Origin of the sequence: Pseudomonas sp. EA_35y_Pfl2_R111, assembly GCF_963970955.1 — a bacterium.
In the GTDB taxonomy this organism is placed as follows: Bacteria; Pseudomonadota; Gammaproteobacteria; order Pseudomonadales; family Pseudomonadaceae; genus Aquipseudomonas.
In genome coordinates this window covers 134,957-160,461 of record NZ_CAXAOM010000001.1, presented here as the reverse complement: position 1 = coordinate 160,461, position 25,505 = coordinate 134,957, and the positions used below count along the sequence as shown (strand labels likewise).

The following is a 25,505-nucleotide window of genomic DNA, read 5'->3' as shown; positions in this document are numbered from 1 at the left end:
TCAGTCGCCGGCTCGCGGTAAAAAGCACTTATCATTCAACGATCTATCTCCAGGCTGGGTCGCGAATGCCATCTGCTGTTCAGCGCTACAAGCGGCTCTTATCCGCTGCTCTGGCGCGTTATTTCCCCCATACCACTGCCTATCTGCGTGCCGAGCGTGACGCATCTGCAGCGCTGAAAAAGCCTGCACCACTGGCCAAAAAAGCGGCCGCCAAGTCCAAGCGTGGCAGTGTGCAGACGCAGGGCAAACTACGCCGCGCTACCAGTAAACCCAGCACTCAGGGCATTTATGGGCCGGCCATGCTGCCGCTCGATGCAGCGCAAGGTCAGGCCATGCGCGAGCAGGTAACGCGGGCGGTGACGGCAGGTTTGCTCAGCGCACCTTCGGATGAGCAGTGGGCGATGATTCTCAGCAATCACCCGCTGACACGCATTTTCGCTGGTGCCGGTTCGGGCAAGTCCACCACGCTGGTTCTGCGAGTGGCATTCATGCTCTGTCACCTGGGTATCAAGCCTGAGCAGCTGACGGTGATTTCCTTTACCAATGCCTCTTGCGCCGAGCTGCGCGAACAGCTGCTCAAGGTGCTGGGCTTCTTCAACTACCCATTCGATGCCGCTCAGGCGCGGCAATGTGTACGCACTTTTCATTCGGCCATGGGAGCTATGGCCAAAAGCTTGCTGGATAACCCACGCTGGTTTGAGCAACTGGATGATAAGCAGGCGGCTGACCGCGAGCTGGATAACCCGCTGAGCGCCGGACGCCTGCGACCTGTCCAGCAGCGTCTGCTTAAACAGGCCTATCAGCAGTGCTATGCCGAGCAGCCGGTATTTCGCCAGCGGGTGCACGCTCTGTTGCAGCTGCCCTTGCCTTTGGCCGAGAGTAAGCGTCTACCGAAGGCGCCGTTGGATGCCTACAAGCTGCCAGGCGAATTCAGTGCTGCTCCGCTGTATGAGGCGTTCTACGTCCAGGCCGGTTTTGCTGAAAGTATTGGCATCACTGTCGCGACCCTGCAGCCGCGGGCCCTGGCTGGGTCGGCAGCTGTACGCGAGTTTAGCGAGGCCCTGCTGCTGTTCTGGCCGTATTTCGAGCAGTGCCAGCAGGAACAGAGTGTGATGACCTTTAACGCTGCCTTTGCCCAGCTAACGGCGCGGCTAAATGCCAGCGAGCAGAACGTTGCACCGGAGCTGCTGGCGCCATTTAGCCATCTGCTGATCGATGAATTTCAGGACATCTCGCCGCAAATCGTTCTGTGGCTGCAGGCCGTGCAACGTGCTCAAGCCGGGCAGGGCGGCACCGTCAGCCTCATGGCCATTGGCGATGACTGGCAGTCGATCTACGGTTGGCGCGGAAGCTCGCCGGAGCTGTTTCTCGACTTCGACCGGCACTTTCCAGGCAAAGGTAAAGCCAAGCACAGCGCCGTGCTGGCCCTGGCCAATAACTATCGCTCAGTTGAAGCGATCATCCGTGATGCTGAAACGCTGCTGGGCGCCGTGCAGCACAAACAGGCGAAGGCTAGTCAGGCGATCAAAGCCACCCAGCCGGGTGATCATGGCGTGCGCCTGATCCAGCGTTTCGACAGCAGGGTGCGTCTACCGGAACTGCTTAAGCAGATCAGCGAACAGTGCGCCTATGCCGCCGGGCGCAACAGCCGTGAGCGCAACGCGGTATTGCTGCTCAGCCGGCGCAACGAACCGCTGCAGGCCATCACCGCGCAGCTGGACAAGAAGCTGCCGGTCAAGGCCTACACCATTCACCGCGCCAAGGGTTTGCAGGCCGAAGTGGCGATCATCCTCGACGACTGCCAACCGTCCGAACCGCACCCGCTGCGCAATGCGCTGTACGCCTACTCGGGCTTCTTCAGCAACAGCTACGACCAGGCCATGCAGGATGAAAGTCTGCGCCTGGCCTATGTAGCGGTCACCCGTGGGGTCAGTCGGGTGTTCTGGTACTGCCAGAAAACCCAGGGCGCAACGCGCATCCTGGCGGAGCGGGGGCGGTAAAAGTTCCCTTGCGGTGTCAGCTCTGCGATGCCGTTGGCAGATTAGTTAAAACCGCTACTCCGTTCATCCGAATGGGATCGCCGCACTTGTCGACCAAAGCCGCGCGCGAGCAGCAGGTTCGCCGCGGATGGCGACAAGTCGCGCCATTTCGTCTCAGTAACCCTCGGGCTAGAGCCTTAGAAATAAATTGACGCAACTTCTGCGAGTGGTTAGTTTTGCCCTCCTTATATGAATGCTAATTATTCGTATTAGCGTTAAATATGGAGGTTGGAGTGAATGCATTGACGCGTATCGCTCGTGGGGGCTCCCCTTGGAGCGGTATCCATGCGCCCACTTATCGGTTCTATTCTCCCGAAGGTGGGGTTGAGGCCAGCGGTTGTTTCCAGGCTATCGAAACGCCGGCGGGCGATGATGGTCATGGGGTTGAGCGGGCGGTCGAAGCCGCCTTTGCCGAAGCCAGGGTGGCCGGCTTAAGTCAGCCGATGGTGGTTGGGGTGATTCCCTTCGACAAACGGCAACCGTCTAGCCTGTTTGTCCCGCGCCATGTTTCGCGCCTATTGCCGGGCGCGCCACCAACGAAAGTCTGCGGTTTGCCCTGTGGCAAGGCCAGGCAGTGCACCGAGCAGCCGGATCAGCACGGATTCAAGCAGGCGGTCAGTCGCGCGGTCGAGGTGTTGCGCGGGGGGCAGGTGAGCAAGGTGGTGCTGTCGCGGTTGTTGCAACTGGAATTCGATCACGCACCCTGCGCTGCCACAGTGTTTCAGGGGCTGCGTCAGCAGAACCCCGAGGCTTACCATTTCTCCATGGACTTACCGGATGGCGGCGTGCTGATTGGCGCAAGTCCTGAACTGTTGCTGCGTCAGCAGGGCTGCCAGTTCACCTCCAATCCGCTGGCCGGCTCAGCCAAACGCCTGGCTGACCCGGCTGCCGATGCGCGGGTGGCGCAGGCGTTGCTGCAATCGACCAAGGACCTGCACGAGCACCGTCTGGTGATCGAGGAACTGGACCGTCAGCTGCGCCCGCTGTGCCGCAGTTTGAATGTCGCCGATTGGCCTTCGCTACTGAAGACCGCACGGCTCTGGCATCTGTCGACGCAAATCGCCGGTGAGTTGGCTGTGCCGGCGTCCGCGCTGAGCCTGGCGTGCCGATTACACCCGACGCCAGCGCTGTGTGGTTTTCCTACCGCTGCGGCCAAGCAGCTGATCGCCGAACTGGAACCGTTTGACCGTGGCGTGTTTGGCGGCATCGTCGGTTGGAGTGATGCCGATGGCAATGGCGAGTGGGCGGTGGTGATTCGTTGCGGCATCGTCGAGCACACGCGGGTTCGCCTGTTTGCTGGCGCAGGGCTGGTGACCGCGTCTTGTCCGGAATCCGAGTGGCTGGAGACCGGCAACAAGTTGGGCACCATGCTCTCGGCCTTCGGTCTAGAGCGGGAGGCGCTATGAGTCTGGTGCCTTTCACACCCTGGCCGGCGGAATTTGCCGCGCGCTATCGCCAGGCTGGCTACTGGCGCGGTGAGCCGCTGACGCAATTGCTGGAGAAGCAGGTACAGGCGCAGCCCGAGGCGATTGCGCTGATCTGTGGCGAGCGGCAAATCAGCTACGCCGAACTCAACGCGCAAGCCGCTCACCTGGCTCAACGCCTAGCCAATCAGGGGTTCGCCCACGGTGATCGAGCGCTGGTGCAGTTGCCCAATCAGGCTGAGTTTTACGTGGTCTTCTTTGCGCTACTCAAGGTTGGCATTGCTCCGGTCAACGCATTGTTCAGCCATAGCCGCCTGGAGCTGCTCGCCTACGCCGGGCAGGTACGGCCCCGGTTGTTTATTGGCAGTCGCCAGCATTCGCTGTTTGCCGATGACAGTTTTCTCGATGAATTACAGGCCGCTATTCCTGAGCTCGGCACGATGCTGCTTGATGGCGATGCCGACTCTGCGCGGTCGCTAAGCGCCTGGCTGGAGCCGGCTGCCGCGCTGCACGCTTATGCGCCAACACCCGCGGACCAGGTAGCGTTCTTCCAGCTGTCCGGTGGCAGTACCGGCACGCCGAAACTGATTCCGCGCACCCATGACGACTACGCCTACAGCGTGCGCCGTAGCGTGGAGATCTGCGCGTTCGACCGCGACACCCGCTACCTCTGCGCGCTGCCGGCGGCGCACAACTTTGCCCTGAGCTCGCCCGGCGCGCTGGGTGTTTTCTATGCCGGCGGTTGTGTGGTGCTGGCGGCCGATCCGGGAGCTGCTACCTGTTTCCCATTGATCGCCCGCCATCGGGTAAGTGTTGCCGCTCTGGTGCCGCCGGCCCTGTCGCTGTGGCTGCAGGCCGCTGCCGAACAGCGGGCCGAACTGGCCAGCCTGCAGTTGTTGCAGGTCGGTGGCGCGCGTTTACCAGAAGCTCAAGCGCGGCGTATTGGCAGTGAGCTTGGCTGCCGATTGCAGCAAGTGTTTGGCATGGCTGAAGGCTTGGTCAATTACACCCGCTTCGACGATGACGACGCGCATGTCTTTGGTACTCAGGGTTGCCCGATGAGCCCGGCGGATGAAGTGCGCGTACTCGACCGCGACGACAACCCGGTGGCGGTTGGCGAGGTCGGTGCGCTGCTGACCCGTGGCCCTTACACCATTCGCGGTTACTTCCAGAGTCCGGCGCACAACGCTCAGGCTTTCGATGCCGAGGGGTTTTATCGCTCCGGCGATCTGGTTCGGCTGCGTGCCGATGGCTACCTGGAGGTGGTTGGGCGGATCAAGGATCAGATCAACCGCGGCGGCGAGAAGATAGCCGCCGAAGAGGTCGAGAACCTATTGATGGCCCATCCGGCGATCACCCACGCGGCACTGGTGGCCATGCCTGATATGGCCCTGGGCGAGAAGAGTTGCGCCTTCGTGGTCAGCCGTGACCCGGCGCTCAAGAGCATCGCTCTGCGCAAATTTCTGCGCGGCCTGGGCGTGGCTGATTACAAGCTGCCCGACCGTTTCGAGCAACTCGACCAGCTGCCCATGACCGCCGTCGGCAAGGTCGACAAGACCCGTTTGCGCCAGCGTATCGCCGCGCACCTGACCTCTATTGCATAAGGATTTTATTTTCATGGCTATTCCGGCTCTGCAGCCCTACCAAACCCCCAGCGAATGGACGCCGAACAAGGTCAAGTGGACCCTTGATCCAGCCCGTGCGGTGCTGTTGATTCACGATATGCAGGCATATTTCGCTGGCTTCTGGGAGGCCGACAGCGCCTTTGTCAGTGCCCTAGTTGAGCGCCTCGCAGCGGTACGCGCGCAGTGCAAGGCGCTGGGCATTCCAGTGGTCTACACCGCCCAGCCCGGCGTGCAAAGCGACGCCGAGCGGGCCCTGCTCAACGACATGTGGGGGCCGGGCATTACCCAGCATCCCGAGCGTCAGGCGATCATCGCTGGGCTGGCCCCGGAGCCCGACGACACGGTGTTGGTGAAGTGGCGCTACAGCGCCTTTCAGCGCTCGCCGCTGGAGCACATGATGACTGAGCTTGGTCGCGATCAACTGATCATTGGCGGGATCTACGCCCATATCGGCTGCCTGATGACCGCCTGCGACGCCTTTATGCGCGACATCCAGCCGTTCCTGCTGGCCGATGGCGTGGCCGACTTCAATCAGGCCGACCACCAGATGGCGCTTAACTATGTAGCTACCCGCTGCGGCCAGGTGATTGGCTGTGCCGACGTACTCGGCCTGGGCCGCGCCACCGCACCGGCCTGGACCCGCGCCGCCTTGCAGGCGCGGTTGCTGAGCTTGCTGGATGAGCTGGACGAGCCCTTCGACCCCGACGAGAACCTGATGGATTACGGCCTGGACTCGATCCAGGTGATGGCGCTGCTCAGCGAGTGGCGCGCGCAAGGTCTGGAGCTGAGCTTTACCGACCTGGCCAAAACGCCGACCCTGAATGGTTGGTGGAGCCTGATCGAACAACATGGCGGTGCCGCATGAGGGCGCTAGGTGTCGCCCAGCAGGGCCTGTGGCACGGTTATGTGCTGAATGAAGACCGCGCCATGTTCAACACCGCCGAATGCATCGCCTTCGCCGGCAAGATCCAGGCAGAGCCGCTGATTGCGGCGCTACGCCAAGCAGTGAGCGAGTGCGAGGCGCTGTCCGGGCACTTTGTGGTGGATGGCGAACAGGTGTTGTTCAACCCTGTCGAGTTGCCGCTAAGCGTGGCGCAGTTGCACATTCCAACTGGGGTGGACGCCCAGGCTTGGGTGCATCAATGGGGTATGACGGATATTCGCCAGGCGTTCGACCTGGAGCGCGAGCGGCCGTGCCGCTTCACCCTGTTGCAGGGCGAGCAGGTGGATTTTCTTTACGGCTGCATTCACCACATCGCCCTCGATGGCTATGGCAGCAACCTGCTGTATCAGCGCGTCGCTGATCTGTACGGCGCGGCGCTGCGCGGTGAACCGGCTGCGCCTTGTGAGTTTGGCGATTACACCGCCGTGCTGGCTGAAGATGCCGAGCGCGAAAGTCAGGGCCGTACGGCCACGGCGCAAGATTACTGGCGCGAACAACTCGGCGCGCTGCCCGAGGCGGTCAGTTTTAGCGAGCGCGTTGCGCCAATTTCGGCGAGCTTTCTCCGCCATTCGGCAGCGTTGCCGTCGGGCTTATGGCAGGCGCTAAATCAACTGGCCGAGGCCCATAAAATCGGCTGGCCGGACCTGCTGCTGGCCGCGTTATCGGCGCAGCTGCGTCAGGTCAGTGGCAGCGCCGCTCAAGTGCTCGGTCTGATGGTGATGAATCGCATGGGTTCGGCCTCGTTCAACGTGCCGTGCATGCAAATGAACATCGCGCCGCTGTGCCTCGACCTAAGCGATCAGGCGAACTTGATTGAGGCCGCCCAGAGCATCGGCAAGCTGCGTCGCAGCAGCCGTAAGCATCAGCATTACCGCTACGAATCGCTGCGCCGCGATCTCGGCCGGGTCGGCGGCGAGCAGCGTCTGTTCGGCCCGCTGATCAATATCATGCCGTTCGATCGCCCGCAGATGTTTGGCGACTGCCCGGCGCGCACCTTGAGCTTGAGCGCCGGCCCGGTGGAAGACCTGACCCTGGAAGTGCACCTGGGTGCTAACGGTGTGCCGCTGCTGGATTACGACGCCAACCCGGCGTGCTACAGCGAGGCGCAGGTACGCGCGCTGCAGGAGGAATTGTTCAGCCTGCTGGCCGCCTGGTTGCAGGCCCCGCAACAGCCGCGTGATCAGTTGCTGAGCGCCTGGAGTGCACAGTACCGCGCGCAACATTTGCTCAGCGCGCCGACCGCCGAGCAGGCAGCCATGGCCGAAGTCGGCAGCGTGCTGCAGGCCATTCGCGCTCAGGCCGAACGCCGGCCGCAGCACTTGGCACTTGTTCAGGGTGAGCGTCAACTCACTTACGGCGAATTGCAGGCGCAGGCCGAAACCATCGCCGCTGCCTTGAGCGAGCGTGGCGTACAGCCGGGCGAGCGGGTTGGGGTGATGCTCAGCCGCAGCCCCGAGGCGATTGTTGTGCAACTTGGCGTGTTGCTGGCGGGGGCAGTGTATGTGCCGCTCGATCCGGAGCAGCCTGGCGAACGTCAGCGCCTAATCTGCACCACCGCGCAGCTGGCCTTGGTGGTTACCGAGGCGGTGTTCCGTCATCGCCTGGCCGACAGTTACAGCGGCCCGATTGAACTGGCTGGCGTGCTGCACAGCGCCAAGCGCCTCTGCGCGCCGCGCCAGGGTGAGGCGGCGGCCTATTTGATGTTCACCTCCGGCTCCACCGGTACGCCCAAGGGTGTGGAAATAAGCCATCGCGCGCTGGATCACTTTATCCAGGCGGCGCGCTTGCGCTATGGCGTGGGTGGCACGGATCGCATGCTGCAATTTGCCCCGTTCAACTTCGACGCCAGTATCGAGGAGGTGTTTGTCAGCCTCAGCGCCGGCGCGACCCTGGTGCTGCGTACCGATGCACTGCTGGAGTCGATCAGCGCCTTTGTCGAAGGTCTGGAGCAGCTTGCAATCACTGTGCTCGACCTGCCGACCGCGTTCTGGAATGAATGGGTGGTGGCCTTGCGCGCAGGCCTGGTGCGGGTGCCGAGCGGGCTGAAGAGCGTGATCATCGGCGGCGAGGCGGTCTATCCCGAACAACTGACGGCCTGGCAGCGCATGGCCTCGCCAGCGGTTCGCCTGATCAACACCTATGGCCCCACTGAAACCACGGTAGTGGCGAGTACCTGCGACCTGCAGCAGCTGACAGCGGATGGCGACAGCCTGCCGATTGGTCAGCCGCTGGCTGGCGTAACGACGCTGGTGCTGGGTCGTGGCGAACGTCCGGCCGAGGAGGGCGAGCTGGTGCTGTGCGGTGCGCAGTTGGCCAACGGCTACCTTGGCAGCGATTCGCAAGCCTTTGCCAGCCTGCTGATAGGCGCGCAGCAGACACAGGTCTACCGCACTGGTGACCGGGTGCGGATAGAGGAAGGTCGGCTGGTCTACCTCGGCCGCCTGGATAACGAGTTCAAGATCAGCGGCTACCGCATTCAACCCGGCGAGGTCGAGTCGCGTCTGTTGGCCCTGAATGGCGTCGATGAGGCCTGCGTGCAGGGCCTGGAACTGGGCGGCGGCTTGCGCCGACTGGTGGCGTTTGTCGCCGGCCCGCGTGATGACCTGCGCGGCATTCGCCAGGAACTGGCCAAGCTGCTGCCGGCCGCCATGGTGCCGACCGACTACCGGCACTACCCGGCGTTACCACGTACCGCCACCAACAAGCTCGACCGCAAGCGCCTGCAAGCGCAGTACCTGCAAGGCTCAAGCGAGCAGGCGCTGGACGACGAGACCCAGCAACGGGTGCGCAGCATCTGGCAGCAGATTCTCGGCGTCAGTGCGATTCAGGCTGGCGACAACTTTTTCGAGCTGGGTGGGCAGTCGCTGCAGACCATTCAGATCGTCAACCGTTTGGCCAGCGAGTTTGGCACGGCGGTGAAGGTTTCCGATGTCTTCGATAACCCACGGCTGGCGGACTTCTGCCACTTCCTCGACAGCCGCGTGCTGCAGGGTGAAGCGCAGGTGGAACAGGTTTGGTAAGAACCTATTCACGATCTGCTGCGCGTCGGCGCTATTGCGTTAAAAACAAGCTCGGAATGCTCATTTACCACTCGTAAATTCCGCTTCCTTGCTGTTTTGACCCGCCGGAGGCGGTTACTACGTAGCGCCTTGTATCGCTCTAGCTCGCGAGATAGTGAACAGGCTCTAAGGAGCATGCAAATGAATAGACAAATGGATTTCAGCGGCCAGACCATCTGGGTCACCGGAGCCGGCCAGGGCATCGGCCGCAGCGTGGCGGAGGGCTTCGCCCAGTTGGGCGGACAGGTGATTGGCTTCGACCTGAATTTTCCCGAGCAGGATTACGGCTTCACACCGTTCGTGCTGGATATCGGTGATGCCCAGGCGGTGCAGCAGGCCTGCGCCGAGCTGCTGGGTGCCCATGGCGTGATCGATGTGCTGGCCAGTGTCGCCGGTGTGTTGCGCCTGGCACCGATTGAGGAGCTGGCGCTGGAGGACTGGGACGCCTGTCTGCGGGTGAATGTCTCCGGGCCGTTTTACCTGTTGCGCGAGCTGATGCCGCGCTTCAAGGCCTGGCGACGTGGCGCAGTGGTGGCGGTAAGCAGCAACGCGGCGCATGTACCGCGCATGCAGATGGCTGCCTACAGCGCATCCAAGGCGGCGCTGAGCAGCCTGATCCGCACCGCCGGGCTGGAACTGGCGACCCATGGCGTGCGCTGCAATCTGGTGTCGCCGGGCTCCACCGACACGCCGATGCAACGCGGCATGTGGCACAGCAGTGACGCCCCGGCGCGCACCATTGCCGGCTTTCCCGAGCAGTTCAAGCTGGGCATCCCGCTGCAGAAAATCGCCACCCCGGACGAGGTCGCCAGCGTCGTGCTGTTTCTGGCCTCCAGCCTGGCCAGCCATATCACCCTGCAAGACATCGTGGTCGACGGCGGCGCAAGTCTGACCGACTGAGAGGATAGTTATGGACACTAATATCATCGGCTTGCTGAACCAGCTGGCCCGCCAGGGCGTGCAGCTGAGTCTGAACGCCCAGGGCCAGTTGGTTTCGCAGTCGAGCAAGGACGCCATCACCCCGGCGCTGGGCCAGCTGATTCGTGACAACCGCGACGCCATCGTCAGCTGTCTGGCGGCGGCCAGCGCCTTCGCCGCGCCGATCCAGGCGCAGCACACCGAGAGCGGCCCGCTGTCGTCATCGCAAAGCGGCTTGTGGTTTATCGAACAGTACGAAGAAAGCTCGCACCTGTACAACATGCCGGTGTACTTCCGCCTGACCGGCGAGTTGGATGTGCCGGCGCTGGCGTTCGCCTTTGACGCGCTGGCGCAGCGCCACGCCAGCCTGCGCACGCGTTTTGTGCGCAATGCCCAGGGCCGCGGCGAGCAGCAGATTCTGCCGCAGCGGCCACTCCAGCTGGAGGTTGAGGATTATTCGGCGCTTGAGCTGCAGGCTCGCGAAGCGCGGGTGGCGCAGCGCGTACGCGAGGAAATCAACCGGCCGTTCGACCTCACCACGGGCGAGCTGACCCGCGTGCAGTTGCTGCGCCTCGATGCGCGCGAGCATGTGCTGCTGATCACCCAGCACCACATCATCTCCGACGGCTGGTCGGTGAAGAACATGTTTGCCGATATCAAGACCGCGTTTCTGGCCTTCCAGAATCGTCAGCCATTGAACTGGCCGGCGCCGGCGTTGAACTATATCGACTACGCCAGCTGGTTTAATTCGCCGCTGTTCCGTGACTACCACGAGCAGTTCAAACCCTTCTGGGTCGAGCGCCTGCGCGGCATCGCCGATGTGCACAGCCTGCCGCTGGACAAACCGCGCCCGGCACACCAGGCCAGCGGCGGCGAGCTGGTGTTCTCGACCATCGACAATGAGTTGTGGGCGCGCTTCAAACAGCTGTGCCAACGCCACAACACCTCGCCCTTTATCGGCCTGCATGCCGTGTTTGCGCTGCTGCTGGCACGTCACAGCGGCGAGCGTGACATCGTTATCGGCACGCCGTTGGCCTACCGCGAGCGCCCGGATATCGAGGCGTTGGTGGGGTTCTTCGTCAACACCCTGGTGCTGCGTACTCAGCTGCCCGAGCGGCAGAGTTTTACCGAGTACTTGCAAGCCTGCCGCAAGGATGACCTGGAAGCTTTCGACCACCAGCTGTACCGCTTCGAGGCGCTCAGCGAGGCGCTGGGTATGGACCGGCATACGGCGATTAATCCGATCTTTCAGATCATGCTGGTGTACCAGGCGCGGGTCGATTTCAACGACCTGATTCCTGGCTGTCAGGCGGTCGAGGAAACCTCGCCGGTGCTGCCGGCCAAGACCGATATCTCGGTCAAGGTCACCGAGTTGATGGACTCGGTGCGGGTCGACTGGCTGTACGCCACGGCGCTGTTCGAGCACGCCACGCTCGAGCGTTACGCCGAGCGCCTGCTGCTGTTGTTGCAGGCGGTGGTCGAACAGCCAGAAATGGATATCTGGGCGCTGCCGCTGCTTGAGCAGGCGCAGTTACAGGAGACTGCCGCACGCCTGGCGGTGCTGCCGCGCGAATACCCCAACCGGCGCACGGCGCTAGGCTTGTTCGAGGACATGGCGCGGCTGCATCCGCAGCGTCCGGCGCTCGGTTTTGGCGACGCGGCCATGAGCTATGCCGAACTCGATGCGCGGGCCAACCGCCTGGCGCATTGGCTGCTCAGCCAGGGCTGCGGTCCGGGTGCGCTGCTGGGTGTACTGGCGCGCCGCGACAATGCTTTTGCGGTGGCGGTGATGGCCATCTGGAAAATCAACGCCGCCTACGTGCCGCTGGACCCAGCGTACCCGCGCGAACGCTTGCAGCACATTCTCGGCGACGCCGGCATCGAGCTGATCGTCGCCCAGGGCGAGCCACCCTTTGCCTTGGACGCCGGAGTGCGCTGGATTGATTTGCAAGACGCCAGCCTGCAAACGCAACTGGACGCCATGGCGCCGACCACGCCGGCCCTCGGCCACGACCCGCAGCAGCTCGCCCAGGTGATCTACACCTCCGGCTCCAGCGGCTTGCCCAAGGGTGTGATGGTCGAGCAGGGTGGCCTGGTCAACCTGCTGCAGGACCATGCCCAGCGCCTGCAACTGGGCTGCGAGGCACGCATGTTCAACTGCATGTCGTTGTCGTTCGATGCCGGCAATATGTGCGCGCTGCTGCCGCTGACCCAGGGCGCCAGCCTGGTGTGGGGCGACCCGGACGAGGGCCTGTTGGAGCAGCTCGAACGCAGCGCCAGCAGCCATATGATCTGCCCCACAGCCTTGCTCGCAACCCTGCCCGAGCGCGCGTTACCGGCCTTGCAGGCTATCGGCTTCGGTGGCGAGGCCTGCCCGGCCGGGCTGGTCGAGCGCTGGGCCGGGCGCGTGCGCCTGATCAATATGTATGGCCCGACCGAGGCCACGGTGACTGCGCTGTGCAAGCACCTGCTGCCCGGCAGCAGCCTGACCATCGGCACGCCCATCGACGGCATGCAGGCGCTGATTCTCGACGAGCTGGGTAACCTCTGCCCGGTCGGTGTGCCGGGCGAGCTGTGCCTGGCCGGCCTGGGCCTGGCCCGTGGTTATCTGAACCAGCCGGAGCGCACTGCTGCGGTGTTCCGCGAACACAGGGTGGCCGGCGTTACCCTGCGCCTGTACCACAGCGGCGACCGCGCACGGCAGTTGGGCAATGGCGACTACGAATACCTCGGGCGGCTCGATGAGCAGATCAAGCTGCGCGGTTATCGCATCGAGCCGGGGGAGATCGAAACCCAGCTGAGCCTTAGCTGCCCGGCGCTGCAACAGGTCAAGGTGCTGGTGCAACGCGATGGTCAGCGCCAGGCGCTGGTGGCCTACGCCGCAGTCAAACCCAGCGAGGCTGCGCCGCTGCTCGACGCGATCCTGCACGACGTGGCGCAGCGCCTGCCGGAATATATGGTGCCGAGCCAGCTGGTGCTGCTCGAGCAGATGCCGCTGACGCCCAACGGCAAGCTCGACCTGCGCCAGCTGCCGAAAATCGACCTGGCCGATGGCGGCGAACACACGCCGCCGGCCACCGCCCTTGAGGCGGAAATTCTGGCCATCTGGCAGCGCGTGCTGAATCAGCCGCTGGGTGTGCAGAGCGACTTCTTCCAGTTGGGCGGCGATTCCATCCTGAGTATTCAGCTGACCACGCGCCTGCGCGACGCCGGCTATGTCTGCTCGGTCAAAGAGGTATTCGAGGCCAAGACCGTGCGCCGCCTGTGCCGGGTGCTGGGCAGCAAGCGCGAAGAGATCGCGCTGCAGGCCGAGCAGGGCGTGCTCACCGGTGAGTTTGCCTTGCAGCCGATTCAGCGCTGGTTCTATGAGCAACCGTTGGCCACCCCGCAACACTGGAACCAGGGCGTGCTCCTGCGTTTGCCCGAGGACGTTGATGTGGCGCAGCTGCGCAGTTATCTGCAACAGCTGTTGCAGCATCACGATGCCTTGCGCCTGGCGGTGACGGAGCGTGGCCAGCGTTACCTGGAGAACCTGCCATTGGGCTCACCTGCGCTGCTGGATTACCGCGAGCTGGGCGACAGCGGTTTGCAGTTGGCGTTAACCAAACTGCAAAGCCATTTTGAGCCGATGTTGGGGCGCACGCTGTGCTGGGGCGTGGTGGACAACCTGCCGCAGGGCCGCGCGCTGTTTATCGCCTGTCACCATTTGGTGGTCGATGCGGTGTCCTGGCGCATCCTCGCCGATGACCTGGCGCGCCTGCACCGTGGTGAAGCGCTGCCAGCCAAGACCAGCAGTTATCGCCAGTGGGGCCAGGGCTTGACCCGCTACGTGCTGCAGGCCGGTGAGCAGCTGCGTTACTGGCGCGAGCGCATGGCCGGTATGGATTATCCAATAGCGCCGGACTGGATCAGCAACGAGCCAACCCAGGTGCATTTGCTCGAGTTGGAACCCGAACTGACCCAGCAGTTGAGTCAGCATGCTACCCAGATGTTTGCTGGCGAGATGCGCAGCCTGCTGCTGGCCGCCTTGACCCGCACGCTGAGCGAGATGGGCCTGGGCCAGCGCCAGTGGATTCTGCTGGAGGGCCACGGCCGCGAGGCGATTGACCCGAGCCTGGACGTCAGCCGCACTCTGGGCTGGTTCACCAGCATGTACCCGCTGGTGCTGGATGATCAGGCGGATTGGGCGCAGCTGATTAGCCATTGCAGCGAGCAGTTGCGTCAGGTGCCGGATAACGGCGTCGGCTATATGCCGCTGCGTGCCAGCCTGACGGAACCCAGCCCCTTGCCGTTGCCGCCGGTGGCGTTGAACTACCTGGGCAGCGCCCGCAGTGGCCAGGGCGACTGGCAGCCACTGCCCGTCGCGCCGGGCCGCCCGAGCGCGGCGAACAACCGCTCGGCGGAGCTGGTCAGTCTGCATGGCGGGATTTTCGATGGTCGTCTGACCCTGCGCCAGATCGGCTGTCTGCGTGGCGACCTTAGCGAGCAGCTGCTGCAGCGTGTGCGTCAGCACTTGAGTGAGCTGGCCAGGCTGGCCGTGGAGGTGCCGGCATGAGTGTGATGCAGCACAACCTCGGCGTACCGCTGCTGGGTGCACACCTGGGGCAGGTGTTCAGCGAGCAGGCGCCGGCCTTGGCGTTGGGCTGGGCAGGCGAGGCATACAGCTATGCCCGCCTGGCCGCGCGTACGGCGGCGATTGCCGCGCAGCTAACCGCTCAAGGCGTGCCATCCGGCGCGCGGGTCGGCCTGTACTTGCAGCGTTCGGCCGATCTGTTGGCCGCCACGCTGGCGTGCCTGCATAACGGCCTGTGTTTTGTGCCGCTGGACCCGGAGTTCCCCCTTGAGCGTTTGCAGGGGATCGCCAGCGACGCCGAGCTGGCGCTGGTGCTGCAGGATGCCGAAGGCCAGGGCAGCTTCGCCATGCCCAGCCTGCATCTGCGGGCGGGCGAGTCTGGTGAGCTGAATTGGCCGGCGCTGGATGAGCAACTGCCGGCTTATATGATGTTTACCTCGGGCTCCACCGGGCGGCCCAAAGGTGTGGTGATCAGTCGCCGCGCCTTGGCCAACTTCCTCAGCGCCGCCAGTCGCCGTTTACAGCTGAGCAGCGCTACCCGCTGGCTGTTTATCACCACCCCGGCGTTCGATATTTCCCTGCTGGAAATGCTCGGCCCACTGTGGGCCGGCGGTGCACTGGAAGTGGTCGGCAGCCCCGCACACAAAGACCCCGATGCGCTGCTCGCGCTCTTGGCCGCGCACCCCGAGATCAACACCCTGCAGGCGACCCCTGCGTATTGGCGCATGCTGCTCAAGGCCGGCTGGCCGGGGCGCACCGGGCTTGTCGCGCTGTGCGGCGGCGAAGCCCTGGATACAACCCTGGCCGAGCGTCTGGCGCCCTTGGTCGGCCAGCTGTGGAATTGCTACGGCCCCACCGAGGCCACCGTCTGGTCGCTGATGGCCCGGGTCGAGTTACCTCTGGGCGAGCAGGGCGTGTTGCTGCGTCAGTCGCTGGAAGGTTATCGCCATTGGGTGCTGGATGAGGCGGGCGCTGCGTTGGCCATTGGCGGCGAGGGCGAGCTGTGTATTGAGGGGCCATCGCTGGCCAGCGGCTACTGGGCGCGTGACGACCTGAGCGCACAGAGTTTTATTGCCTGGCAAGGGCGCCAGTTGTACCGCACCGGTGACCGTGTGCAGCGGGTTGGCGAGGACGCCTACCGTTATCTCGGCCGGCGCGACGAGCAGATCAAGCTGCGAGGTTTTCGCATCGAGCTGGGCGAGATTGAAGTCAGTTTGCGCTGTATTGAAGGTGTGCAGGATGCGGCAGTGCGATTGTACGGCAGCGGCGATGAGGCCTGCCTGGTGGCCTATGTGGAGCTGCGCGAGGGTGGCGGTTTAGGTCGTATGAAAATCCGCCGTGCGCTGCAACAAAGACTGCCGCATTACATGATCCCGGCGCGCATTATCGTGCTGGATAGCTTGCCAAAAACCGCCAGCGGCAAGTTGGATCGCAAAAGCCTGCCGGCTCCAGAGGGTATGTAGTGGCTGCGTGAGGTGTTAGGAGGGGCCGTAGGATGGGTTGAGCTTGCGATACCCATCACTGGCTTGGTCACGATGGGTATCGCTGCGCTCAACCCATCCTAAAAATCTGTGCCATTAACGGTTGGTTCGCTCACTCAGCGCTTGATCGGCTGAGCGTCGGCTTTGCCGAGCAATTGTTCGATATCGGCAATCACCTGCAAGGCCGCTTGCGGGCCGCCGAGGGAGGTCCACAGCGAGCCGTCGACGGCGCCGAAGCGTTTGCCCTGGATGGCCGAGAGCTGTTTGAACGCTGGTGTCTGTTCGGCCTGGTGCAGGGCTTCCACGGCTTCACCGCTGGTGCTTAGGGTGCCGATCACCAGCCAGTCGGCGTCCAGCAGTTGCAGCGATTCCAGGCTAAGGGCCATGGAGTGGGTGTGGCCGGGGTCTTGCTGATAGCTCGGGCGCACCAGGCCGACGTCGCTGATCACGCTGCTGGCAAAGGCATCCTTGAACATGTAGGACGGGCCTTTGGGGTTCCAGCGCACGATGCTAAAGGTCTCACCCTGATGCGCTTTTAGGCGTTCGCGGGCCTCAGTTGCGCGAGCGTTGTAGCGCGCAAGCAAGGCCTCGGCGGCAGCGCTTTGGTTGAGCGCGTTGGCGGTGCGTTGCAGGCTTTCCTGCCAGGGCTTGGCCCAGCCGAAGGTGATCACCGTGGGGGCGATTTCATTGAGGATCGCCAATTGCTCGGGTTTTACCGGGCCGGTAAGGATCAGGTCGGGCTCCAGCTCCAGCAGGGTTTCCAGGTTGGGGTTGTCGATATCGCCGACCACCTTGATTGCGGCCACGGCCTGGTTGTCCAGGTAGCGTGGTGGCGCAGCCTGACCACGGCCGTTGATCGTGCCCACCGGGGTGATGCCCAGGGCCAGGGCGGCATCCAGATCCAGCTCACTGAGGGTGATCACCCGTTGTGGCGCGCTCGGCACCGTCACCGGGTTGCCGAAGGCATCTTCGATCTGACGGGTGTCGGCCACGGCGGCCGTGGTCAGCAGTTGGCTGACTAGCAGCAGGGGTAGGCTCCAGCGCAATACAGTAGTCATCGGGTTAGTCCTGTGCAGAGTGGATGGGTTTGCGCCGACGCGGGACGACCACCGGCGCACCGTCATCGGGGGCGGTGAGGATGTCGACATTGGTGTGGTAGAGCTGGTCGATCAGGTTTTTATTGATCACCTCACGGGCCCGGCCCATGGCGGCGACGCGGCCGTTGTCGAGGGCGATGATTACATCGCAGTAGCGCGCGGCCACGCCCAGGTCGTGAATCACGATTAGCACGGTGCGGCCCTCGGCGACGATATTGACCACCGCCTCCATGACCTCGGCCTGGTGGCCGATATCCAGGGCGCTGGTGGGCTCGTCGAGCAGCACCAGCTCGGTGTTCTGCGCCAGGATCATGCCCAGCCAGGCCCGCTGGGCCTGGCCGCCGGACAGTGAAGAGGCGACCTGTTGCCAGATGTCCTGCAGTTGCATGGCGTCGCGAGCACGGGCGACTTGCAAGGCGTCTTCTTCGTTCCACTGGTTGAACCAGCCCTGATGCGGATGACGGCCGTATTGCACCAATTGTTCGACGCGAATGCCTTCGGCCATCACCGGGCGCTGCGGTAGAAAGGCCAGCTCGCGGGCGAGGGCCTTCATTGCGAAGCGGTGCAGTGGCGTGCCGTTGAGTTCGACCTCACCGCCTTGCAGCGGCAGTTGTCGCGCCAGCAGTTTGAGCAGGGTGGATTTGCCGCTGCCGTTGGGCCCGACAATGCCGATCAGCTTGCCTTTCGGTAGCTCGAACGAGATGTCCTGCAACACGCTTTTACCCGGGTAGGCAAAGCTCAGGTTGTGTACGCGCAACTGCGCAGGTAAAGGCGGGGTTAACGGCGTCATCAATCGGAACCCTTGCGGTCTTTGAGCAACAGAATCAGCAACAGCACACCGCCGAGCAGGCGGGTCATGATTCCGGTGGGGATTTCCTCGGGTTGCGCCAGCAGGCGCGACAGGGTGTCGCTGCCTACCAGCAACACCGCGCCGCATAGGGCGGCTAGCCAGATTGGCGCGAGGTGATCGCGGGCCAGCCAGGAGGCGATGATCGGAGCGGCCATGGCGATAAACACCACCGGACCGCCGATGGCCGTGCCCAGCGCGGCCACCAGAATCGCCACGCCGAGTACCGCCAGTTGCAGCGCCGCGACCTTGATGCCGAGGTTCTGCGCCGTGGCTTCACCGAAGCGCAGCAGCGCCAGCGGGCGGTTGAGCCAAGCCAGTAGCGGGCACAGCGCCAGCAGAATCAGCGCAATCGGGGCGACCGTTGCGTAGCTGGCCCCGGCGAAATGGCCCATGCTCCACAGGTAGATGCTGCCCAGGTGTACCAGCGGCTGCGTGGCCATCATAAAGTCACCGATGGCGCCGAGCAGTTCCGACAGGGCGATGCCTATCACGATAAACAGATAGCCTTGCTCACCGGGGCGGCGGCACAAGACGAACAACGCCACGGCGGCCAGTGCCGCCCCCAATGGCGAGGCCCACCAGGGCCAGCTGCCGACGGTCAGATACAGGGCGAAACCGATCACCGCCAGCGAGGCACCTTCGTTGACGCCGATCATGTCCGGAGTGGCCAGACGGTTGCGCACCAGGGTCTGGATCAGGCAACCGGCCATGCCCATGGCAAGTCCGGCGACCACTACGGCGGCGACCCGTGGCATGCGGATCTTGAACACCATGATGTCATTGAGCTTGCTGCCCTGGCCGCCCAGGGTGGCCAGCACATCGGTCACGCCCATGCGCCCGGAACCGAGGCTGATGGCCGCGACTACCAACGCAAGTAACACCGCCAGCACCAGCAGGCTGAGTAGCCAGGTGCGCCGGTGCAGCAGCAGGCTGACTGGCCCCAGGCGCAGGTGCCAGAGTCCGGAAGGATGCTTCGATGACATGTCTATTTCACCGCCAGCAAGGAACGGAAGCCGCCGCGTAACACGATGGCGATCAAGGCCGGCGCGCCGAGCGCAGCCAGCAGGGTGCCGACTGGCAGCTCAAAGGGTTGCACCAGCCAGCGCGCGAGGATGTCGGCGGCGAGTAGAAAGAGCATGCCGAACAGGCTGGAGAACAGCAGCTGGCGCAGCAGCGCCACCGGTTCCAGCAGCCGCGCGCAGTAGGCCGCGAGGAAGCCGACGAAGCCAATTGGACCTGCCAGGGCGATGGCGCAGGCGGTTAGCAGGGTGGCGGCGAGCAGCACGCCGATGCGCACCCAGGTGGTGGAAATGCCCAGGGCGCGGGCCTGGCTGTCGCCCATCTGCATCAGCGTCAGTTGCCGGCACAGCAGAATCGCGAGTACCAGGCCGAGCAGGGCCATGGGGCTGACTGTGATCACGGCTGACAGCTCGGAAGCCGACAGCGAGCCCAGATTCCAATAGCGAAACTGCTCTAATGCGACGCGGGTCGAGAGCAGCAGAAAGTTGGCGATGCCGCCGAACACCGCCGCCAGCGCCATGCCGGCGAGGATCAGCTTGAGCGGGCTGGCCTGGCCGAGCATTACGCCAATGCCAAGCACCAGCAGGTTACCCAGCAGCGCCCCGGCACCGGCCCAGAGCAAATAGCCCTGGGTCGACTCGACGCCAAAGTAGATCAGCCCGATCACCAACCCGAACACCGCGCCGGCGTTAACGCCGAGCAGGCCGGGTTCGGCGAGCGGGTTACGTGTGGCGCTCTGCAGTAGGGTGGCGGCTAGCGCGAGACTGGCACCGACCAGCAGCGCGGCAAGGGTGCGCGGCAGGCGCAGGCTGTCCACCACCATGGCCAGCTTGTCATCGAGTAAGCGGGTAGGGTCGCCCAGTAGATAGCCGAGCACATCCGCCGCGCCGTACTGGCCCGCGCCCGTGGCCAGCGACAGCGCCAGCAGAGCGAGCAGCAGGACGCTGCCGGCGATCACTGCAATGCGCTGGCGGGTATCGAAGCCGTGGGGGCGTTTGTTCATGGGGCCGTCACAGAGAATTCGGGTAGCCCCGGCGACAAGCGTCGCCGGGGTACGGGTTGTTGCAGTGGGTGTTAGATGTCGTAGCTAAAGCCAAGGTAAAAGGTGCGGCCCATCAGGATATGGTCGGCTGACTGTGCAACTTCATCACGCTTGGTGTTGGTCATGTTGTTCAGGCCGGCCTTGAGCGTGAGCTCTTTGGTCGCTTGGAAGTTGCTGCCCAGGCTTAGAGTGGAATACGCCCCTGATTCGAAGCTGCCATTAACGCCCGGGCGCACGACTACCAGCATTTGACTGCCGGTGTATTGGTAGTCCAGGTTGAAGCCAAGCTGAGCCGTGGCTTGCCAGTCGAGGCCGATATTGGCGATGTGCTGTGGGGTGTAATTCAGCGGCTCGTCAGTATCGCGATTCTCGGCGTCGGAGTAGGTGTAGTTGGCGCGCGCGGCGAGAGCGTCGTTGAAGGCGTAACGGCCTTGCAGTTCGTAGCCCTGGATACGTGCCTTGCTGACGTTGGTGTAAGTCATCACTGGCGGCCTGTAACCTGCTGGTGGGTTCCAGCTGTCGCTGACGATCATGTCTTCGACGTCATTGTTGAAGAACATGATCCCGGCTTGCAGACGCTCGTTCTGATACTGGGTGCCCAGCTCATAGCTGACGGACGTTTCGGGTTTCAGGTCTGGATTGCCGACGATCTGGCACATGCCGCGGCAGGCCAACACGCTGTAGGTTTCGTCGGATTGAGGAATGTCCGGTGCCTTGAACGCCTTGCCGGCCCCGCCCTTGATCACCCAGTTGTCGGTCAGGTTATAGACGCCGTAGATGCGTGGGCTGAATTTGCCGCCGAAGGTTTCATGGTCATCCCAGCGTCCGGCAAGGGTGATATCGAGTGCACCCAGAGAGAACTCATCCTGCAGATAGACCGCCTGCTGATCGACTTCGGTCTCTGTGCCAAGGTTCTGGTTGTGTTCCAGGGTAGTTCGGCGGTACTCACCGCCTGCCGTAAGCAGATGGCTGCCGAGGGTGGTCGAGATCTGGCCGTCGAGGGTGTGGTTCTTTTGTTCCACTTCGCCCACGCGTCCACGTAGTGTCGTCATGATCTGCGAGTCGTCAGTCAGCTCGACGTCTTCGTAGTAGTAGCGCACGCGGGAGTTGAAGCTGTCCCAATTGCCGTTATGGCTCAGGCCAAAGGTGGTGCGCTGCATTTCTTGGATGTTGGTGATCAGACGTGATGCGGCAGGGGCGGTCGCGTTGTCCCAGCGCGCCTTGCGGGTGTCCTCGCGATGGCTGACGTCAAGGTCGATGCTTTGTTGCTCATCAAGCAGCCAGCTCAGCGAGCCCAGCGCGTTAGTGCCGCGGCGTTTTTCGGCTGCATCGGTGCCTTTGAGATTGAGCTGGCTGCTCTGCCAGGCCTCCTGGTCGGTGGACTCGAGTATCAGGTTGCCGAGCAAGGTGTTTTCGATCAGTGCACCGCTGAGGTAGCCACTGGTCTTCAGGTTGTCACCTTCTTCACCCTTGGTAGGGTTCTCATAACTTGCCGCCACACCGGCTGCGGTTGTGTTGGTGGGCTGACGCAGGATCACGTTGACCACGCCGCCCAGGGCGTCGGCGCCATACAGCGAGGACATCGGGCCACGGATCACTTCGATGCGCTCGACGGCGGCCATCGGGATCGACGACAAATCAAAGTCGTTGGCGTAGTTGGAGGTCAGGGCGTCACGCGAGTTTATGCGCCGACCGTTGACCAGCAGCAGGGTGTAGTCCGAATCCATGCCGCGCAGTTTGATCTCCTTGCGGCCATAGGCCGAGGAGGTGTTGATATGTACGCCGGGCAAACGCTTCACCGCATCGGCCAGGTCATAGACCGGCATTTTGTCGAGCTCGGCGCGGGTCACGACGGACACGCTGGCTGGGGCGCTGAGTTGGCTGTGCGCGGTTTGCGAGGCGGTAACGACGCTGTCTTCCAGCTTGACGGTGTTGTCGGCGAGTGCCGCGAACGGCAACAGACCGCCGAGCACGCCGACAGAGATGGCGTGACGACGATTGATGTTTCTGACAAGAGACATGACAGGTTCCATTTTTAGTAAATGTTGGCTCGTTTGCAGCTGATCACTGGTGCTCGGCGGGTTCAGCCCGCCTGTGTTGTTATGTGTGCTTGGTGGTCGACAGCCTCGCGTCGCTTGATGCCACGTTGGAGCAGCCACATGCCCGCCCCCGTGAATAAGCCGACGACGACATAGACGCCGCTAAGTTGCTCGAAACCTTGCAGCTGGTTGTCCACTCCGGTGCTCAGGTAGAACGCCGAGAACAGGCTGCCGAGCCCGGCGGCGACATTGCTGACGGTGCCCTGAAACGCCATAAACGCGGCGCGCTGATGCGGCGGGGGGATCGCCGCAGCGATGGTCATGCTGCTGTTGGTGCGCACGGCGCTGGCAGCCATAAACACGACGAAGACCAGATAAATCGACAGGCCAATGGGCGTGGCGAAACCCAGCAGCGTGGTCAGGGCTAAGCCGAAGCTGCTGAGCAGAATCACCGTCAGCGCGTGACCACGGTCAATCCAGATACCGCCCAGGCGCATGGCCGCCAGGCTGGCCAGGCCGCCATAGAGAAACAGCAGGCCGATCTGCTCACGCGGAAAACTCAGATTGAACTGGAAGTAGTTGGAGAAATGCGGCACCAGCAGAAAATGACCGAATACCTGCAGCGCGGTGATCGCCAGGGCACCCAGGCACAGCGGTGATTTCAGTAGCGGAAAAACCGAGCCGCTGGGGCGCGCGTTGCTGACCGGGATGTGCAACAGCAGGTGACACAGCAACGCCAACGCCAGGCCCAGGCCGCCGAAGATGATAAAGGGCGCTTGCCACGCCCAGCGCAGCGCCAGTTCTAGAGCCAGGGGCACCACCACAATGGCCGCGAGGGAAAAGCCCATGCCGATATAGGCAAGTTTTCGCCCGCGCTCGGCTGGCGGAATAAGGTCGAGCATGCTCGCCATCAGCAGCGCGCCCATGGGCCCGGCAACCAGGCCGGAGAGCACAAACAACAGAATCAGTTGCTCGGCGTTGCTGGTTAGGGCGCAGGCCATCAGCAAGGCGAAGCGCAGGGTCAGAAGGACCACCAACGCCTGTTTGCGTTTTAGGCGATCCAGCCAGGGGGCGGCCAGGGCCATGCTCAGGGCCGATGCGAGCGTGGCACCGCCGCTGATATAGCCGACATGACTGGCTTGCATGCCGAGGTGACGAACCAGGTCCGGACCGAGAGGCATCACCATCATCAGGCTGCCGATGGAAAGCAGGTTGATCAGCATCGCCAGATGCACAGCTGCTTTCGGGTGTCCTACGTCATCCATGGGTCTAACTGCTCTAGATTTGGCGCGGGCTGCATCTTAAGTAATGAAACAGTATTTCGCAAACGCTAATCGTTAGCGTTACTATTGGCCTTTTTGACGAGTAAAGGCATTGCGCGCCAAGGATTTTCCCGAGAACAACGCTGCGCCTGAGCCGCAGCGTTTGTCTGTTATGCCTGACCAAGCGACCCCAACGGATACCCACGTGGCAGGGGAGATGCTGTCCGGGCTGGCCACGCTGTTCAGTGGTGATCTGGCGCGTTACCGCAATGTTTTGGTGGCGGCGGATGACCCGCGTGAGGCCATCAGTGGCGTGGAATTTCTACAGCCACAGACGTTGAGTGCCTTGATGGCGCGCTTCCGTCCACAATTCGCCGCGGCAGATCAGCGCGGCTTGGCCTCGATCTGGGCCAATCAATACTTTATGCGTCTGTTTCCACCGGTGATCAGTGCGGCGCTGTTACTGGATCAGCGCATGCCGCTGCAGCTCGAGCAGCTGTCGATCGTCGTTGACAGCGAAGGCTTACCGCTGGTGTTCAAGCTGCCCGGGCCATGTGAGCCGCTGCCATCGCCGCAAAATCCCTTTGAACGCTTTGCTCATCTGCTGGATGACAATCTGCAGCCGTTTATCCAGGCGCTCTGTGCCCATACCGGGGTATCCGCGAAGGTGCTCTGGAGCAATGCCGGCAACTATTTCGAGGCCTGGCTTGGGCAGCTGCAAAAACGCAGCGATCAGCCACAGCTACTGCTTGATGGCGAGCGCTTGCTGAGCACCGCGCAGCGCCCAGATGGCTCGCGCAACCCGCTGTACGCGCCGATCCGTTATATCGATATCGAGCACGCCGACGGTCAGGTGCGCCCGTGGCGGCAGCGCCGTATGTGCTGCATCCGCTATGTGCTGCCTGGGGTAGAGCTGTGCCCCAACTGTCCACGACTTAAGCAGCCTAAGTAGCACGTGCTATGCATCACGCAGCAGGTCGTGGGTGGTGTCGGGGGCGGTAATCGATTGGATAAACGTCTGTCGCTATGCCGTGCGGGGTGTTCAGCGGTTTGGCTGGCACTTAATCAGCAAGCCTGGCTGCCTGCTAGATATGCTCTGAACTCAGTGGCGTCCGGTCCGTTCCAAAATCTAGTGAGCAGCGCGCGATCAGGCGATTTTTGGGAGGCGGTATGCGTTTTTTTCCAGATTTACAGGGCATCAAATTTGGCACGGTAATCAAGCGCACGGTGGCCGATTTCATCAAGGATGAGCTGCCGACCTATAGCGCGGCCTTGGCCTTTCAACTGTTCTTTTCGCTATTTCCCTTCCTGCTGTTTCTGGTCGCGTTGATCAGCGTGCTGGATCTGCAACCGTTCTTCGATTGGCTGCGTCAGCAAGCCGCATTGGTGATGCCGCAGACGGCGATGGAGCTGATTGACGCAGTCATCGAACAACTGCAAACGCAAAAGATAGGGCTGTTTTCCCTGGGTATCTTGCTGGCGCTATGGACGGCGTCTGCGGCGGTGCGTTCGGTGATGGACGCAACCAACAAGGCCTATGGAGTAAAGGAGGGGCGGCCGGCCTGGAAGCGCTTGCCGTTGTCGCTGCTCTACACGGTGGTGATTGCCGCAACCCTGCTGCTGGCGGCGGGCTTTATGGTATTGGGGCCGCAGGTGCTGAGCTGGTTGGCGCATTATTTCGGTATCGAACAGCTGGTTATCGAGATTTGGACGTGGCTGCGCTGGCCGCTGGTGGTGGGGATGCTGATGCTGGTGGTGGCGGTGGTTTACTACGTTGCACCGGATGTGCAGCAGGAGTTCAGGTTTATCACTCCCGGCTCGGTGCTCGCGGTAGTGGTATGGATAGGGGCGTCTCTGGGCTTTGGCTATTACGCGCAGAACTTCGCCAACTACAACGCCACATACGGCAGCATCGGCGCCATCATTATCTTCCTGATGTACCTGTATATCTCCTCGGCGGTGTTGCTGTTCGGCGCGGAGATGAATGCGGTAATTGAGCATCTTTCCCGCGAGGGCAAGGATGAGGGCGAGAAGACTATTTCGTCGTGATTGTTTAGTGCTGAGAATCGAGAAGAAATGGCAACTAACACTTGTTGGCTCTCACTAGACGCATTAATCGGCGCGCCGTGCAAA

General features: G+C 62.8%; 16 protein-coding genes. 10 read left to right on the top strand and 6 right to left on the bottom strand.

Translation table 11 applies throughout. The features are described 5' to 3' along the window. Positions 1 to 65: 65 nt before the first annotated feature. The 8 genes from AACY25_RS00920 to AACY25_RS00885 all read left to right on the top strand — a co-directional run bounded on the left by AACY25_RS00920 (position 66) and on the right by AACY25_RS00885 (position 16,044). Entirely contained in the window at positions 66 to 2,000 is a 1,935-nt protein-coding gene (locus tag AACY25_RS00920; RefSeq protein WP_339521965.1) for a DEAD/DEAH box helicase, read from the top strand. Positions 2,001 to 2,272: 272 nt separating this feature from the next. Further along, the gene (locus AACY25_RS00915) at positions 2,273 to 3,445 is read left to right on the top strand and encodes an isochorismate synthase (RefSeq protein ID WP_339521964.1); all 1,173 of its coding nucleotides are present in this window, start codon (positions 2,273 to 2,275) and stop codon (positions 3,443 to 3,445) included. After that, complete coding sequence (locus tag AACY25_RS00910) at positions 3,442 to 5,067, top strand: (2,3-dihydroxybenzoyl)adenylate synthase (RefSeq protein WP_339521963.1); 1,626 nt, start codon at positions 3,442 to 3,444, stop codon at positions 5,065 to 5,067. The genes AACY25_RS00915 and AACY25_RS00910 overlap by 4 nt, the downstream gene beginning before the upstream one ends. Before the next feature lie 13 nt (positions 5,068 to 5,080). Continuing rightward, positions 5,081 to 5,953, top strand: coding sequence for an isochorismatase family protein (locus AACY25_RS00905; RefSeq protein WP_339521962.1), 873 nt, complete (start codon positions 5,081 to 5,083; stop codon positions 5,951 to 5,953). After that, positions 5,950 to 9,051 carry an amino acid adenylation domain-containing protein gene (locus tag AACY25_RS00900; RefSeq protein WP_339521961.1) on the top strand — a complete coding sequence of 1,034 codons (3,102 nt, stop codon included), beginning with the start codon at positions 5,950 to 5,952 and terminating at the stop codon, positions 9,049 to 9,051. Before AACY25_RS00905 ends, AACY25_RS00900 begins: the two co-directional genes overlap by 4 nt. 180 nt (positions 9,052 to 9,231) lie before the next feature. Then, positions 9,232 to 9,990: a 2,3-dihydro-2,3-dihydroxybenzoate dehydrogenase gene (gene dhbA / locus AACY25_RS00895; RefSeq protein WP_445261885.1), complete on the top strand. Its 759-nt coding sequence runs from the start codon at positions 9,232 to 9,234 to the stop codon at positions 9,988 to 9,990. Between the two features lie 10 nt (positions 9,991 to 10,000). Further along, the gene (locus tag AACY25_RS00890; RefSeq protein ID WP_339521960.1) at positions 10,001 to 14,563 is read left to right on the top strand and encodes an amino acid adenylation domain-containing protein; all 4,563 of its coding nucleotides are present in this window, start codon (positions 10,001 to 10,003) and stop codon (positions 14,561 to 14,563) included. Then, on the top strand, positions 14,560 to 16,044 hold the full coding sequence (locus AACY25_RS00885) for an amino acid adenylation domain-containing protein (protein ID WP_339521959.1): 1,485 nt from the start codon (positions 14,560 to 14,562) through the stop codon (positions 16,042 to 16,044). Before AACY25_RS00890 ends, AACY25_RS00885 begins: the two co-directional genes overlap by 4 nt. A 134-nt stretch (positions 16,045 to 16,178) precedes the next feature. Here the strand turns inward: AACY25_RS00885 and AACY25_RS00880 are convergent, their stop codons facing one another. The 6 genes from AACY25_RS00880 to AACY25_RS00855 form a co-directional block, all read right to left on the bottom strand. Beyond that, on the bottom strand, positions 16,179 to 17,120 hold the full coding sequence (locus AACY25_RS00880; RefSeq protein ID WP_339521958.1) for an iron-siderophore ABC transporter substrate-binding protein: 942 nt from the start codon (positions 17,118 to 17,120) through the stop codon (positions 16,179 to 16,181). Between the two features lie 4 nt (positions 17,121 to 17,124). Continuing rightward, entirely contained in the window at positions 17,125 to 17,949 is an 825-nt protein-coding gene (locus AACY25_RS00875; RefSeq protein ID WP_339521957.1) for an ABC transporter ATP-binding protein, read from the bottom strand. Next, positions 17,949 to 18,992 (bottom strand): FecCD family ABC transporter permease, encoded by a 1,044-nt coding sequence (locus AACY25_RS00870; protein ID WP_339521956.1) that lies wholly within the window; start codon positions 18,990 to 18,992, stop codon positions 17,949 to 17,951. The genes AACY25_RS00875 and AACY25_RS00870 overlap by 1 nt, the downstream gene beginning before the upstream one ends. A 2-nt stretch (positions 18,993 to 18,994) precedes the next feature. Further along, positions 18,995 to 20,032 carry a FecCD family ABC transporter permease gene (locus AACY25_RS00865; protein WP_339413722.1) on the bottom strand — a complete coding sequence of 346 codons (1,038 nt, stop codon included), beginning with the start codon at positions 20,030 to 20,032 and terminating at the stop codon, positions 18,995 to 18,997. A gap of 71 nt (positions 20,033 to 20,103) precedes the next feature. Continuing rightward, on the bottom strand, positions 20,104 to 22,092 hold the full coding sequence (locus AACY25_RS00860) for a TonB-dependent receptor domain-containing protein (protein WP_339413723.1): 1,989 nt from the start codon (positions 22,090 to 22,092) through the stop codon (positions 20,104 to 20,106). A 62-nt stretch (positions 22,093 to 22,154) separates the two neighbouring features. Beyond that, the gene (locus tag AACY25_RS00855) at positions 22,155 to 23,375 is read right to left on the bottom strand and encodes an MFS transporter (RefSeq protein WP_339521955.1); all 1,221 of its coding nucleotides are present in this window, start codon (positions 23,373 to 23,375) and stop codon (positions 22,155 to 22,157) included. A 109-nt stretch (positions 23,376 to 23,484) separates the two neighbouring features. On the opposite strand from AACY25_RS00855, the gene fhuF reads away from it, so the two are divergent. Together fhuF and AACY25_RS00845 are read left to right on the top strand one after the other, a co-directional pair. Continuing rightward, complete coding sequence (gene fhuF, locus AACY25_RS00850) at positions 23,485 to 24,324, top strand: siderophore-iron reductase FhuF (RefSeq protein ID WP_339521954.1); 840 nt, start codon at positions 23,485 to 23,487, stop codon at positions 24,322 to 24,324. A 218-nt stretch (positions 24,325 to 24,542) separates the two neighbouring features. Continuing rightward, positions 24,543 to 25,421, top strand: a complete 879-nt coding sequence (locus AACY25_RS00845; RefSeq protein WP_339521953.1) for a YihY/virulence factor BrkB family protein — start codon at positions 24,543 to 24,545, stop codon at positions 25,419 to 25,421. The last annotated feature ends 84 nt before the right edge of the window (positions 25,422 to 25,505 follow it).